The following is a 14,427-nucleotide window of genomic DNA, read 5'->3' as shown; positions in this document are numbered from 1 at the left end:
CGAACCAGGGACCTGCGGATTAACAGTCCGTCGCTCTACCGACTGAGCTATTGGAGAATCTGATGCGCATTCTAGGCATATCTTGGGATTAGGTCAAGGGTAAAAACCTAAAACGACATTCAAGTGATTTATTTATCATCAAAACAGATGCTTATGCTGTTTTATTCAACAAAATTATTGTTTTTTAAGCTCTGGAGTTTTTGATTAAATAAAAAAAACCACCCTATATAGAGTGGTTTTTAGGAAAAATAAAAATTATTTTTCTACGCCTGCTGGTTGTCCAGCAAGTTTAGCATTTGCATAATCCCAGTTTACAAGGCTTTCAAGGAAAGTAGAGATATATTTAGGACGTGCATTACGATAGTCAATATAGTAAGCATGTTCCCAAACATCAATTGTCAATACAGCAACTTGACCATGTGCAAGTGGAGTATCAGCATTTGAAGTCTTAGTAATAGAAAGTTTACCATTGACTTCATCAGCTACTAACCAAGCCCAGCCAGAACCGAATTGGGTGGTTGCTGCTGTCGTAAATTCTTCAGCAAATTTTTCGTAAGAACCAAATGCTTCATCAATTTTTGCTGCAATTGCACCCGTCGGTTTACCGCCACCATTTGGAGCAATAGAATTCCAGTAAAACGTGTGGTTCCAAACTTGCGCAGCATTATTAAAAATACCCGCTTTAGATGCATCACCAGCAGAAGCTTTGATAATTTCTTCTAAAGTTTTACCTTCAAGATCAGTGCCTTTGATCAAGTTATTTAAATTAGTCACATAAGTTTGATGATGCTTATCATGGTGAAATTCTAAAGTTTCTTTAGAAATATGTGGCTCAAGTGCATCATAAGCATAAGGTAATGCAGGTAAAGTAATGGTTGTCATGTTCCAATTCCTTGCGTTAGCTGGGTAATAGAATTAAGTGGCTTTATTGTAAATGATTATTTATGCAAAAGGTGATCGTTTTAAATAACAATACACAATAAAGCCTTAATTAATACGTATATATAAATACATGTAATAAATACGTCTTAAATCGGATTATTCAACTCGACATAGTGATGTTCGATTGAAAAATGATCAGCTATTGCCTTTGTTAAACGTTGAACGCCATAACGTTCAGTTGCATGGTGGCCACAGGCAAAATAATGTACATTTAGCTCCTGTGCTTCATAAAACGTTCTTTCGCTGACTTCACCAGATAGATAGGCATCGCAGTTTTGTAATGCGGCTTTATTAATAAAGTCCTGCGCAGCGCCTGTGCAAAAACCGACTTTCTGAATGTAGGGTTTATTGGCAGGTAAGTGAACAATATTAAAATCAAAACAATGCTGTAATTTTGCTTGAAAATCTTCAGGGGATAATGGGGCTTCTAAATAACCAATATTTCCAATGGGATGACGTTCAGTGCTGTCTAAGGCTTCAATATTATTTAGTTGTAGAATTTCTGCAATAGCAGCATTGTTGCCTAAAACGGGATGAGCATCCAATGGTAGATGATAAGCGACTAATGAAATGTCATTTTGAATCAATTTTTTTATCCGATTTCCACGCATTCCTGTAATGGGGTACGGTTCGCCTTTCCAAAAATAGCCATGATGAACCAATAATAAATCGGCCTTAAGCTCAATAGCTGCGTCTACAGCAGTTTCAGATGCAGTAACAGCGCATACGATTCGCTTAACTTCTTTTTTTCCCTCGATTTGTAAACCATTCGGGGCATAATCTTTAAACTCAGCGCTTAAAAGTGTTTGATCGCACCATTGTATAATTTCATGTAAATTTGCCATGAATCATCCGACTTTGAATCATTCCAGTGAAGTCACATCAAAACATATTTTTAATAGTAACTAAAGCTAGACAAATCTTTTTTACCTTTTTTCAGTTATCTATAAGCTTATGCTTTACAATAAGTAAACTCTTTTTTCTTCAATAAATTAAATCAAACTTAGAGGATGTAAACGTGCGTCGTGCTTTTACATGGTTACCGTGGATACTTCTCATCATTGTCATTATTAGTTTTCTTTCGTGGCAAAAATTAAATCAGCCGAAAGCTCCTGTGGCAGCCGATGGCGTAAAAATGCCCGCTGAAAATGTCAAACCTTTAATTGATACTTCACGTGCGGGTGGGGTGGTTTCATATAGTGCTGCTGTAAAAGTAGCTGCGCCTGCAGTCGTTAATATTTTTACGACCCAAAAAATAAAGCAGGCTGCCAATCCTTTAATGAATGATCCAGTTTTTCGCGAATTTTTTGGAAATCAGTTGCCTAAGCAACCCAATCAGGAAAACGAAAATAGTCTGGGTTCTGGTGTCATTGTGCGTCCAGATGGGTATATTTTGACCAATAATCATGTAATTGCACAAGCTGATCAAATTGTTGTCGGACTCAATGATGGCCGACGTGCTATTGCTAAAGTGATTGGAACCGATCCAGATACAGATTTAGCAGTGATCAAGATTGAGCTTGATCAATTGCCAGTTTTACCGTTTAAATTAAGTGGCAATGAAGTGGGTGATGTTGTTCTGGCGATTGGTAATCCATTTGGTGTGGGCCAAACAGTGACTCAAGGTATTATTTCTGCAACAGGTCGGTCAGATTTGGGTATTAACACCTATGAAGACTTTATCCAGACAGATGCTGCTATTAACCCAGGCAATTCAGGTGGTGCATTGATTGATGTTGCAGGAAACTTGATTGGGGTAAATACTGCGATTTTTTCTCAGTCTGGTGGTTCTCTTGGTATTGGTTTTGCCATTCCTGCGCAAGTTTGTCAGCAAGTCCTAAATTCGATTTTAAAAGATGGTCGTGTGATTCGTGGTTGGTTAGGCATTAGTCTGGTTGCGCCAAATCAGGATCAGGATGATGTTTTAGCACCACGTCAAACTGGTGTTGTGGTCGCGGATGTGTTGCGTGGTGGCCCTTCGGATCAAGCTGGTGTTAAAGTAGGTGACAAAATATTGAAAGTGAATAATGAAGTAATTGATTCAGCATCACATTTAATTAACTATGTTGCTCTACAAGCACCTAATACTTTGGTAAAACTAGAGGTAGAACGCAATGGGCAGACCGCGACACTGGATGTCAAAGTAGGTGAGCGTAAAAACCAGAACCAAAGTTCACAGTATATTCCATTGCCAAAACGCTAATTTAACATGATAAAAATAAGCCTCATCATGAGGCTTATTTTTATAGGGTTGGATTATTTCTTGCGACGTCTAAACACAGGATGTAAAACTGCTGTTTCCTCTATCGCAGTTTCATTTTCTACTTTTTCATTTTTTGCTTTCTTCTTCTTTTTTTTCTTTTTCTTAGGCTCATCTTCAACTTCATCACCATCTTCGATGGCTTGCCAGTATTCGAGTTGTTCCATTACCACAGCGTAAATAGAGCCTTTGCTATAGCGACCTTTTTTATCAAGGACACCTACGGGTCGTGCCATCAAAATTTCTAGAGCTTGATCAATGGTTTCAATGGCATGCACATGGAATTGACCTGCTTCTACAGCTTCAATGACATCTTGACGTAACATCAAATGTTGCATGTTTTGACGTGGAATGATGACACCCTGTTTTCCAGTCAGACCTTGTAGTTTACATGCATCATAGAAGCCTTCGATTTTAGCATTGACACCACCAATTGGCTGAACCTGACCCAATTGGTTCATAGAACCAGTAATTGCCCATGATTGATCAATTGGAATTTGGCTAATCGCAGAAATTAATGCTGAAAGTTCGGCAACAGTTGCACTATCACCATCTACTTGTCCATAGCTTTGTTCAAACGCCAACGCCGCAGAAAAATGTAAAATCTGTGAACGACCGAAATGCGCCTTTAAAAAGCTCGACATCAGCAAGACGCCTTTGGCATGTAATGATCCACCTAATTCTACGCTGCGCTCAATATCCAAAATATCACCGCCGCCTTGATAAACGGAGGCGGTTAAACGTGAAGGCAGGCCAAATTCAACATCTGCATAATGTATGACAGAAAGCGCATTAATCTGACCCAAGCGATGACCTTGTGTTTCAATCAACTGGGTGCCACGTGATAAATCTTGCCAATACAGCTCACGTAAATAACCCAAGCGATATTGGCGATGATGTAAGGCTTGATTGACATGTTTGTCCGAAACCGTTTTGTCACCTGCGGTAAAAGCATGGTGATGTGCTTCACGAATCAAATCACCCAATGTAGAAGCATGTAAAGACAATGAGCTTTGGTCTTCTGCCTGACGGCTTGAATCAGTTAAAAGAGCAGATAATGCTGAACGATCAAAAGGCAGTAATTTATCAACTTGGACATAATCGGCAATAAGCTGCATGTATGCCTGCTCATTACTTTCATTGCGTTGTAATGTGTCAGTAAAATCGGCTCGAATTTTAAACACACTGCCCAGTTCAGGTTCTACTTCTAAAATTTCATAATAAATTTCAGGCTCTGCCAATAAAACCACTTTGATATCAAGTGGAATTGCTGCGGGCTCAATTGAAATACTACCTGTCAAAGTCAACATATGTTCAAGTGAGGACAGTTTTAATTGACCAGATTTTAAAGCACGTTTAAGTCCTTGCCATGCATAAGGTTGTTCAAGCAGTTGTTCGGCTTCCAACATTAAAAAACCACCAATAGCTTTGTGCAATGAACCGGGGCGAATCAGAGTAAAATCAGTTGTAATAGTTCCATTTTGGGTTAACTGCTCGACATGTCCAAGCAGGTTATAGTGCGTTGGAAAATCTTCAAAAATAACGGGTGCGCCTGCATTTGGCTTATTCGTGACAATGGTATTAGCTTGGTAGCGCGCTGGAACGCGATTAAACAGGGCAGGTGAAAAATCATCTTCCTCTTGCGCTAAAATCGTTTCAACATTTTGAATAATATCTTCGGCGTAACGCTGTAAATAATCTTCTAAACCCGCCACGCTCTGATTTTTTTTAATCAATAAATCAATTCTAGGTAAAACGACTTGTTTTGCAATGTCACGATTAAGTTCAGACACTTGATCACGTGCATCGTCCTCCAGATCACCTAGATGCAATCCTAAGCGTTCCAGCTTTTTATCCATATAACGCATATTGGATGCAATTTCAGCACGCTGTTTGGTGCTTAATGCATTGATTTCATTTTGAGTCATTTCCTGAACCTGATCATCTTTGACATGTACAGGCACGAAGCAATGTTCTTCATTACGTGAAATCAATTTTAGATCAAGCGTTTCACCTTCTTTGGTGAGCTCAACTAAAGCTTCCTGCTGTTCATCACCTGTTTCTTGGCGAATTTGTTCAATACGATTGTGATAGGTTTCAGCAGTAAAACGTCGTTCAAGTTGTTTTAATATGGTTTGCCAAGCCTGATGCAAGGCATTTTGAAATTTTGGACCCTGACCTGCTGGAAAACGTAAGGCAAGGGGCTGTCGTGCATTTTTAAAATTATTAACGTAAACCCAGTCATCTGGAGTTGGCATATTTTTAGCGTGTTGCTGGAGCAAACGCTTGATCATGGTGCGTTTACCTAGGCCTGCTGTACCAACTGCAAAAATGTTATAACCTGAATATGGAAGGGATATACCAGCTTCTACAGAAGCGCGTGCACGATCCTGACCCAGAAAATTATTCAGTGGTTTGAGACGCCGCGTCGACGACGGAATTTTTTCCAGATTGGTAATATGGGTGAGTTGTTCAGATTTTAAAGTTGTCTTTTCTAGTGTCGTTTTAATCTCAGTTCGCTCAAATGCTGATGGTAGATTATTGCTTTTTAGAGTTGTCGCTGTGGTCGTGGTTGAAGATAAAGTTGAAGCCATTTGATCGTGTCTTTGGGTCACAGGTGAAATCCAAAAAATAAACTAGAAGTAAGATTTAAAGGTATACAGGTTTAGGGCAAAATATCAAGCTTCGCAGCATTTTTTCTCAATTTAAATGACAAGCTTTTCACAAACAATATTGAAAGCTTGGGCATAACACGATTGAATAGGCTGTTTTATAAAATCTTTGGAAAATAATAACCGAATGACCACACAAACTACTGGATGGAAAGCTGCTTTTAACGCCTTTCTTGATCGCCGTGCCTTGATTATGTTGTTTCTGGGATTTTCTGCGGGTATTCCAATTCTGCTGATTTTTTCAAGTTTATCCCTATGGTTAGGGGAAGCAGGAATTGATAAAAGTGCCGTGACTTTTTTCAGTTGGGCTGCATTAGGTTATTCTTTTAAGTTTGTGTGGGCGCCATTAATTGATGAACTTCCAGTTCCATTTCTCACCAAAACATTAGGTCGTCGTCGTGCTTGGTTGCTTATTGCACAGTTACTCATCGTTGCTTCTATTTGTATCATGGCATTTTCAGATCCCTCTCTGGGACGAAGTTATTTGATTCAAATGGCTGTTGGCGCAGTATTGCTCGGTTTTTCGGCAGCGACACAAGATATTGTGATTGATGCTTATCGTATCGAATTAGCCGAAACTCAGATGCAAACGGTTTTAGCATCAACCTATAACGCAGGTTATCGTATCGGGATGATCGTGGCAGGCGCAGGAGCTTTGTTTTTAGCAGCTTATTTAGGAACTTCCAAAGGGAACTATATCTATGAAGCCTGGAAATATACCTATTTAACTATGGCTGCTGTGATGTTAGTGGGGATTATCACAACGCTGATTGTGCGTGAACCGCAGGTCAATCGAGTTTATAAAGACTATAAACGCAGTGATTATTATCGTTTAGTGTTTGTTTTTTTTGTTGCCGTAGCAACGTTTGTAGTGACTTATATCTATTCCGGAAATATTACTGATTTAATCGCTAGCGCCGCCAATATTACAGATACTGCTGCTTTATTTGGTCTTGAAGCATTGCGCTTTTTAACGGCCACTGCCTGTGCATTATTGATGGGCTATGTGTTAGTGCATGCTGGTGTAGTCAACAAGCAAATGGCCAAAGAAACGTGGGTCGCCCCCATACTAGATTTCTTTAAACGTTATGGTGTCAAATTGGCATTGGTGTTGCTACTTTTAATAGGATTTTATCGAATTTCAGACATCATTGCAGGTGTCATTTCTAATGTTTTTTATCAGGACTTAAACTTTAGTAAAGAACAAATTGCTGAAGCTGTGAAAGTTTATGGTGTTATTTTCAGCCTTATTGGTGGTTTTCTGGGTGGTTTACTTGCACAGCGCATGAACATTATGAAATTGATGTTTGTCGGTGCAGTTCTTGCCAGTTCTACCAATTTGATTTTTATCGGTCTAGTTAAATCAGGTCAACCTTTGGCAGATGTGCAGATCCATGTTGGATCACATCACTATACTGCTCAAAGTGATGAAGTGGGTTACTTTAAAGTGTCGATTCCAAATCAGGCTTTATTGGAAAATCATCACATAAATGTTCAAAGCCAGTTTGCACAAAATCAGCCCGATTCTATTTCTGTGGATTTACCTTACTTAAGCACTAACGTGGTTGGGCCTCAAATTCAACTGTTGCCCATTACCAGTGATAATCAACTATCTATACAAGAACTGAAGCAAAGTGTGGTGGTAAGAGGGCAGCTTTCGGGACTGAGTTCTGATCAGTTAAGTGCAGAACAACCTATTGCATTAAAGCTAGATGGAAAAAGCTTTAATGCAAAACTTGATGCGACAGGCGCATTTAGTGGAATTATTGATCATCAATCTCTAAAAAATTCACAGAGCAAAGTTATTACTGTGGAAGCGCTGTCACCAGTTGGTCAGGTTATGGTTCGCACTCAACGAAATTATGCCCTTGCTCATTCAGGTCAGGTACAGACATTGGATATTGAACTTGAGCCAATTGCTCCAGTTCAGACCGATTCAAGTGGAAGTACTGAACTCAAAGGCAAAGTAATCAAACCTTATAGTTCTACGTGGCTTTACTTTGCTATTATTGTCGATAATTTGGCCTCAGGGTTGGCAGGTGCAGCATTTATTGCATTTTTGTCTAGTTTGACCAGTGTTTCTTTTACCGCGGTTCAGTATGCTATTTTCAGTTCGTTGATGACATTGACTCCTAAATTATTAGGGGGGTATTCAGGCACCATCGTGACACATATCGGCTATCCTAAATTTTTCCTCATGACGACACTCATTGGAATCCCAATTTTAATTTTAGTGGTTTGGGTTGCAAAATTGTTGAGAGAACATCAAGCACTTGAACCAGAAAATACAAATGAATAAGGCTTGGTTTTATATGAGTCACAAGTTAAATCTAAAGAAATTGCTCTACGCAAAGTTGAGGCTGTTTTAATTGGGCTAAAAAACATATAATAACTCAGTGTATATTATTGATTTAAAAGCTAAGTTTTTAAATAAATACTGAACATTTTATTTGAAAACTGGCTTTATCAAGTAAGCTCGGTAACATGAAAATTTATTTCTTGGTAAATTTCATTTATCGGACTTTGTTGTGAGTGACCTACAGGATGTAATGCAATGTTGAAATTACTGGCTCTGGATCGTTTTACCATTTTATTGATTACCATGGTTATTCTGGCAAGTATTATTCCTGTGTCAGGACATACTGCCAGTATTTTTGAAGTGGTAACCAATGTTGCAATTGCGATTTTATTTTTCTTGCATGGGGCTAAGCTCTCAAGAGAAGCGATTGTGGAAGGTATCTTGCATTGGAAACTCCATGTGCTGGTTTTTGCCTTTACTTTTGTCGTATTTCCATTTCTGGGTCTAATGGCAAAACCAGTCTTACTTCCTGTATTAGGGCAGGAATTATACTGGGGCTTTTTGTTTATGTGCTTCTTGCCCTCGACAGTTCAGTCGTCTATTGCCTTTACTTCCGTGGCGAAAGGTAATGTTGCTGCAGCAGTGTGTAGCGCATCGTTTTCAAATTTAATCGGTATGTTTATTACGCCTGTATTGGTAAGTTTTTTTATTTTTGGGCAGTCTAAACATAACTACGATCCAACCGCATCTATCATACAAATTACGTTGTTATTGCTGGTTCCGTTTATATTGGGGCAAATTTTGCGGACATGGATTTATCCGTATATGCAAAAAGTACCCAGTATTGTAAAAACCTTTGACCAGGGCACTATTTTAATGGTGGTGTATGGTGCTTTTAGTAGTGCCGTAGTGGCGGGTTTATGGCATCAGATTAACTTACTAACATTGTTTTATCTTGTACTGGCATGTTCAGTTTTACTTACGATCATCATGCTTCTTGGATTATTTATACCTGTTTGGCTTGGATTTAATCGTGCAGATCAGATCACTATTTTTTTCTGCGGTTCCAAAAAGACACTGGCGAGTGGCGTACCTATGGCACAAATTCTGTTTAGTGGACAGCCTTTAGGTATGATTGTATTACCAATTATGATCTTCCATCAGATTCAATTGATGGTGTGTGGCGTCATTGCAAACTATTGGTCGAAAAAGCATGAACCTGTAACCTCAAAAGATAAAACGGTATTGGAATAATTCGCTATCTTGGTTTTTTTAGCGTATAATCTGCCCACTTGTTGTGCTTAGCTCTGACGGATTCGTCTCGGTGGGCCAAGAGAAATGGTCTGTTGTGGTGTTGATCTGCTGCGTTGTCTATTTTTAGTTGACCAGCCTTTCCTCAATTTAACATTCTTTTTGAATTGTAAGTTGAGAGTGATCAATTGCGATAACAGCTTAAGCCTTTCTTCAATTAGGAGTAATCGACCATGCGCGCCGATATTCACCCAAAATACGAAACATTAGTTGCAACTTGCTCGTGCGGTAACGTGATTGAAACCCGTTCTGCTTTAGGTAAAGAAACTCTTTATCTTGACGTATGTTCAGCTTGCCACCCATTCTATACTGGTAAACAAAAGAATGTGGACACTGGTGGTCGTATCGACAAATTCAAACAACGTTTTGCTGGTATGTCACGTTCTATCAAACGTTAATACTAGAAAATCTGAAACGAAGAATTTATCTTTTTTCAGTTTTCCAAAAAAAGAACCGCAAAAGCGGTTCTTTTTTTATCTGAGTTTTGTCGAAATTATTCGTCAGGATAAGCTACTTTTTTGAGTGCTTTAATATCTGCCTCTGGTGAACATAGCGAGATAAACTCATACCCATATCCACGTAGTAAATGACCTTTACGTACTGCAATCCATGTAGTGTTTAATCCAAAAATATCAGTTTTAATTTGTTTTAGTCGATAATCACGCTCTGCATCATAAGCGACGTCATTGACAATCCCAACCCCCATGCCTAGTTCCACATATGTCTTAATTACATCGGCATCGAGTGCGGACATGACAAGGTCAACATCAATACCCGCATCTTCAAAGGCTCTATCAATTTTAGAACGGCCAGTGAATCCGCCGTGATATGTAATAATTGGAAAGTTGGCTAAAGCTTCCAGTGAAATTTCTTTTTCCTGACTCAGGGGATGACTTTGCGGAACAATAATACTGTGTTGCCATTGATAGTATGGAACGCTGGCTAAATTTTCTTCAGTAGTGAGAGATTCCGTTGCAATACCAATATCAGCTTCGCCCTGAAGCAGCATTTCTGCAATTTCAGTTGGGCTGGCTTGTTGCAAAATCAAATGTACTTTTGGAAAAAGCTTTTTAAACTGATTCACGATCGGTGGAAGTACATACCGCGCCTGAGTATGTGTAGTTGCAACGGTCAGTGTGCCTTCATCGACTTTATTAAAGTCATCGGCAAGACGCTTGATATTTTCAGCATCGACCAACATTCTTTCCACGATACCCAATAATGCCTGTCCTGGTTCTGTAAGACCCAGTAAGCGCTTACCTTTACGGATAAAAAGCTGAACACCAAGTTCATCTTCTAAATCTTTAATATGCTTACTCACACCTGATTGAGAGGTATAAAGCGCTGCCGATGCTTCGGTTAAATTAAAGTTTTGACGAACAGTTTCTCGTATGATTCTTAATTGTTGAAAATTCATAATTTTTTATCTCTCTTTTGAGGATGCAACACATCCCCAAATTGAATCTAAGCGACTTGATCGGCAAATAAATGAAGTTGGGAAGCACTGACCCAAACACTCTGATTGGGTCTGAATTGATGCTGTCTTGCTTCTTCAGGGCTTAATGCGATTTCAATCAGATGCCCTTGACGATCCTGTAATTCGGCAATCACTTTTCCAGCAATCCATACTTCACGTACAAAAACAGCTTCAATACTGTTTTCATGAGGTTGGGCATGAATATGTAACTCATCTGGACGGGCAAATGCAATCACTTTACCGTGTGGTGTTTGAGCAATTGAAGGCAGAATGATTTTATTTTCGCCAATATGCACTACACCATCATGATATTCACCATCAAAACGATTGGCTTGACCTAAAAAGTCAAACACAAAAGGAGTTAAAGGCTTTTCATAGACTTCACGAGGTGAACCGATTTGTTCAACATTACCTTTATTCATGACAATAATTTGATCAGCGACTTCAAGTGCTTCTTCCTGATCATGGGTCACAAAAATAGAGGTGATATGTAGTTCATCGTGTAATGTTCTTAGCCAGCGACGAAGCTCTTTTCGCACTTTGGCATCTAATGCACCAAAAGGTTCGTCCAGAAGCAATACACGAGGCTCAACAGCTAACGCCCGGGCAAGAGCAATACGTTGGCGTTGACCACCTGACAATTGAGCTGGGTAACGATCTGCCAGAAAACCAAGCTGAACCAGATCAAGCAATCGGGTTACTCGTTTTTTGATTTCAGCTTCATTAGGCCGGGTATTACGAGGGCGAACACGTAAACCGAAAGCAATATTGTCAAATACGGTCATGTGGCGAAATAAAGCATAATGCTGGAATACAAAACCCACTTGACGTTCACGTACATGCACATTAGTTGCGTCATTACCTTCAAGTAAAACCTGACCTGAGTCGGCCGATTCCAATCCCGCAATAATACGCAGCAGGGTAGTTTTGCCACAACCCGATGGGCCAAGTAATGCCACCAGCTGTCCTTCTGGAAAATCCAGAGAAATATCTTTTAGTGCGTGGAATGCACCAAAGTGTTTTTCAATATTTTTAACTTGAATACTCATTGATCATTCCTCAAGAAGCTGCTGAATCATTTCGGTTGTTCTATTTTTCCTGACGAATTTCTACCCATGTTTTTAAAATCAGGGTAATAATTGCCAGAAAGGCCAGTAAAGATGCCACGGCAAAAGCTGCACTATAGGTATATTCGTTGTAGAGAATCTCTACATGTAAAGGTAAGGTATTGGTTTCACCACGGATGTGTCCTGAAACAACTGAAACCGCACCAAACTCACCCATTGCACGTGCATTACACAGAATCACACCATACAGGAGCCCCCATTTAATGTTGGGTAAAGTGACTTTCCAGAAAGTTTGCCAACCTGAGGCTCCTAGTACAATTGCAGCTTCTTCTTCTTCAGTGCCTTGTGCTTCCATTAAAGGAATCAATTCACGTGCCACAAAAGGTACAGTAATAAATACAGTGGCAATTACAATTGCAGGTACGGCATACAAAATTTTAATATCATGATCCATCAGCCACGGGCCGAACCAACCCTGCATACCGAATATAAGCACCAACATCAAACCTGCAATTACCGGGGAAACTGAAAATGGTAAATCGATCAGTGTGGTTAAAATAGATTTGCCACGAAACTGAAATTTTGCCACTGCCCAAGCCGCAGCAACACCAAACACCACATTCAGGGGAACGGCAATCGCAGCAGTGAGTAACGTAAGTTTTACCGCAGACAGTGTATCTGGGTTAATCAAGGCATTCACATAAACATCGACGCCTTGACGAAAAGCTTCTACAAACACCAAAACCAAAGGCAAAATGAGGCAGCTTAAGAAAAAGATTAAAGCCACAGTCAATAGGGTATAACGTACCCAAGTGGGTTCACGGGTTGAATCACGTGATTGTAATTTTTCAGCAAGAGCATTGCTACTGGTGACTAAACTCATTTCACAGTTCTCCCTGTACGACGACTCGCCCACGCCTGAATTAGATTAATGAGAAGTAAAATCACAAAAGAAATGACCAGCATCACAACCGCAATCGTCGTTGCTGCAGGGTAATCATATTCTTCCAAGCGAGAAATAATCATTAAAGGTGCAATTTCAGTTTTAAAGGGCTGATTACCTGCAATGAAAATAACAGAGCCATATTCACCTACACCTCGAGCAAAGGCTAAGGCAAAACCAGTAAGCAATGCCGGGAGCAAGATCGGGAAGATAATTCTACTGACAATTTGCCAGCGATTTGCGCCTAATGCAGAAGCTGCTTCTTCGAGTTCTGTCTCGATATCAGAAAGTACCGGCTGAACTGTTCGCACTACGAATGGAATGCCAATAAAAATCAAGGCAATGGTAATCCCGATTGGTGTATAAGCTACTTGAATACCAAGCGGTGTCAGATATTGACCAATCCAGCCAGTAGGTGCATATAAAGAGGTTAGGGCAATACCAGCAACGGCAGTAGGCAGTGCAAATGGTAAATCAACTAATGCGTCAATCAGGCGCTTCCCAGGAAAGGTATAACGCACCAGACACCATGCCAGTAGAGAACCAAAAACTACATTGACTAAAGCTGCAATAAGGGCAGTACCAAAACTAAGCTGCAATGACTTGAGGATTCGTTCTGAACTCAATATTTCCCATAAACCATCCCAACCGACACCAAACGATTTAATAAAAACGGCAGACAGTGGAATAAGTACTATGAGTGATAAATACGCTAGGGTAAACCCTAGTGAAAGACCAAATCCTGGCAGCACTCGGGATCGCTGCGACATGAGAACTCCTAAAGAGTACGCCTGCCAAGTAGCAGGCAAATCGAAAAAGTGATAAAAAGTTAAATTGCGTATTTGATCATTGAATGTTGATCAGAGTAAGGCACTATTCTATGAGGCTGTTTTTCCTCAAGAATATAATCAAAAATTTCTGGAAAAGGTCCAAAACCTGATGCCACATTGATATGACCAACTTGCCCAAGATTGACAGGTTTAATCTGCCATGCTTGAGCGAGACGCATGGCATCATCAAAATGTAACCATGGATCATTTTCACTAATAATGAGTTGAGTCGGCACATCAATACGTAACTGATGAAAGTAATCTGCATAATCATGGAGACTATTTCGGGCAAAGCCAGCTTCACCAAAGCGTGCAGGATTTGCAGGCGCAACCAATGTCAGATGTTTGACTTTTTGTCTTAAATTCGGATATTTCGCCAGCGCAGCCACACTGGTCAAACAACCAAAGCTATGTGCAACAACTTGAATCGGCTGATCAATTGAGCTCAATGTTTGCTGAAATTGTTCTACCCATTCATTTAATACAGGATGGTTCCAGTCTTTTTGTTGCACACGAGAGCAGCTGATCAGTTCACGTTGTAACCATGATTGCCAGTGTTGATATTCACTACCACCAACACCCGGAACGATAACTGTATGTACCATGACGCTGCTCCCGATAAACGC

The 14,427-nt window shown here is 39.9% G+C and carries 12 protein-coding genes; 4 read left to right on the top strand and 8 right to left on the bottom strand.

The genetic code is table 11. The features are described 5' to 3' along the window. Positions 1-255: 255 nt before the first annotated feature. Positions 256-882: a superoxide dismutase gene (locus IAE20_RS16045; RefSeq protein WP_200461859.1), complete on the bottom strand. Its 627-nt coding sequence runs from the start codon at positions 880-882 to the stop codon at positions 256-258. A 146-nt stretch (positions 883-1,028) separates the two neighbouring features. Further along, complete coding sequence (locus tag IAE20_RS16040) at positions 1,029-1,787, bottom strand: Nif3-like dinuclear metal center hexameric protein (protein ID WP_200482683.1); 759 nt, start codon at positions 1,785-1,787, stop codon at positions 1,029-1,031. A 173-nt stretch (positions 1,788-1,960) separates the two neighbouring features. Here IAE20_RS16040 and IAE20_RS16035 point away from each other — a divergent pair, with 173 nt between their 5' ends. After that, positions 1,961-3,145, top strand: a complete 1,185-nt coding sequence (locus IAE20_RS16035; RefSeq protein ID WP_200461857.1) for a trypsin-like peptidase domain-containing protein — start codon at positions 1,961-1,963, stop codon at positions 3,143-3,145. Between the two features lie 53 nt (positions 3,146-3,198). Here the strand turns inward: IAE20_RS16035 and IAE20_RS16030 are convergent, their stop codons facing one another. Beyond that, positions 3,199-5,796, bottom strand: a complete 2,598-nt coding sequence (locus IAE20_RS16030; protein ID WP_227611111.1) for an ATP-binding protein — start codon at positions 5,794-5,796, stop codon at positions 3,199-3,201. A 205-nt stretch (positions 5,797-6,001) separates the two neighbouring features. Between IAE20_RS16030 and IAE20_RS16025 the strand changes: the two genes are divergently transcribed. The 3 genes from IAE20_RS16025 to rpmE all read left to right on the top strand — a co-directional run bounded on the left by IAE20_RS16025 (position 6,002) and on the right by rpmE (position 9,882). Continuing rightward, on the top strand, positions 6,002-8,173 hold the full coding sequence (locus IAE20_RS16025; protein ID WP_200482685.1) for an AmpG family muropeptide MFS transporter: 2,172 nt from the start codon (positions 6,002-6,004) through the stop codon (positions 8,171-8,173). Positions 8,174-8,428: 255 nt separating this feature from the next. Then, positions 8,429-9,427, top strand: coding sequence for a bile acid:sodium symporter family protein (locus IAE20_RS16020; RefSeq protein ID WP_200461854.1), 999 nt, complete (start codon positions 8,429-8,431; stop codon positions 9,425-9,427). Between the two features lie 230 nt (positions 9,428-9,657). Beyond that, positions 9,658-9,882 (top strand): 50S ribosomal protein L31, encoded by a 225-nt coding sequence (gene rpmE, locus IAE20_RS16015; RefSeq protein WP_004989885.1) that lies wholly within the window; start codon positions 9,658-9,660, stop codon positions 9,880-9,882. 95 nt (positions 9,883-9,977) lie between these two features. Here the strand turns inward: rpmE and IAE20_RS16010 are convergent, their stop codons facing one another. From IAE20_RS16010 to IAE20_RS15990, 5 genes are read right to left on the bottom strand one after another with little or no spacing between them, the layout of a single operon-like run. Further along, complete coding sequence (locus tag IAE20_RS16010; RefSeq protein ID WP_200461853.1) at positions 9,978-10,901, bottom strand: CysB family HTH-type transcriptional regulator; 924 nt, start codon at positions 10,899-10,901, stop codon at positions 9,978-9,980. A 47-nt stretch (positions 10,902-10,948) separates the two neighbouring features. Further along, complete coding sequence (locus IAE20_RS16005; protein WP_200482686.1) at positions 10,949-12,010, bottom strand: sulfate/molybdate ABC transporter ATP-binding protein; 1,062 nt, start codon at positions 12,008-12,010, stop codon at positions 10,949-10,951. A 40-nt stretch (positions 12,011-12,050) separates the two neighbouring features. Next, positions 12,051-12,911 (bottom strand): sulfate ABC transporter permease subunit CysW, encoded by an 861-nt coding sequence (gene cysW, locus IAE20_RS16000; protein WP_200482687.1) that lies wholly within the window; start codon positions 12,909-12,911, stop codon positions 12,051-12,053. Next, the gene (gene cysT, locus IAE20_RS15995; protein ID WP_200461850.1) at positions 12,908-13,741 is read right to left on the bottom strand and encodes a sulfate ABC transporter permease subunit CysT; all 834 of its coding nucleotides are present in this window, start codon (positions 13,739-13,741) and stop codon (positions 12,908-12,910) included. Before cysT ends, cysW begins: the two co-directional genes overlap by 4 nt. A 59-nt stretch (positions 13,742-13,800) precedes the next feature. Then, entirely contained in the window at positions 13,801-14,406 is a 606-nt protein-coding gene (locus tag IAE20_RS15990) for an RBBP9/YdeN family alpha/beta hydrolase (RefSeq protein WP_200461849.1), read from the bottom strand. Positions 14,407-14,427 lie beyond the last annotated feature (21 nt).

It is taken from the genome of Acinetobacter sp. S54, assembly GCF_016624945.1.
Lineage (GTDB): Bacteria > Pseudomonadota > Gammaproteobacteria > Pseudomonadales > Moraxellaceae > Acinetobacter.
The sequence above is the reverse complement of the archived record's forward strand: the minus strand, read 5'-3'. Positions and strand labels throughout refer to the sequence as shown.

Coding starts and splice junctions, on each gene's coding strand:
- IAE20_RS16030 (WP_227611111.1), bottom strand. CDS start 5,796: ATGGCTTCAACTTTATCTTCAACCACGACCACAGCGACAACTCTAAAA.
- IAE20_RS16045 (WP_200461859.1), bottom strand. CDS start 882: ATGACAACCATTACTTTACCTGCATTACCTTATGCTTATGATGCACTT.
- cysT (WP_200461850.1), bottom strand. CDS start 13,741: ATGTCGCAGCGATCCCGAGTGCTGCCAGGATTTGGTCTTTCACTAGGG.
- cysW (WP_200482687.1), bottom strand. CDS start 12,911: ATGAGTTTAGTCACCAGTAGCAATGCTCTTGCTGAAAAATTACAATCA.
- IAE20_RS16025 (WP_200482685.1), top strand. CDS start 6,002: ATGACCACACAAACTACTGGATGGAAAGCTGCTTTTAACGCCTTTCTT.
- rpmE (WP_004989885.1), top strand. CDS start 9,658: ATGCGCGCCGATATTCACCCAAAATACGAAACATTAGTTGCAACTTGC.
- IAE20_RS16010 (WP_200461853.1), bottom strand. CDS start 10,901: ATGAATTTTCAACAATTAAGAATCATACGAGAAACTGTTCGTCAAAAC.
- IAE20_RS15990 (WP_200461849.1), bottom strand. CDS start 14,406: ATGGTACATACAGTTATCGTTCCGGGTGTTGGTGGTAGTGAATATCAA.
- IAE20_RS16005 (WP_200482686.1), bottom strand. CDS start 12,010: ATGAGTATTCAAGTTAAAAATATTGAAAAACACTTTGGTGCATTCCAC.
- IAE20_RS16020 (WP_200461854.1), top strand. CDS start 8,429: ATGTTGAAATTACTGGCTCTGGATCGTTTTACCATTTTATTGATTACC.
- IAE20_RS16040 (WP_200482683.1), bottom strand. CDS start 1,787: ATGGCAAATTTACATGAAATTATACAATGGTGCGATCAAACACTTTTA.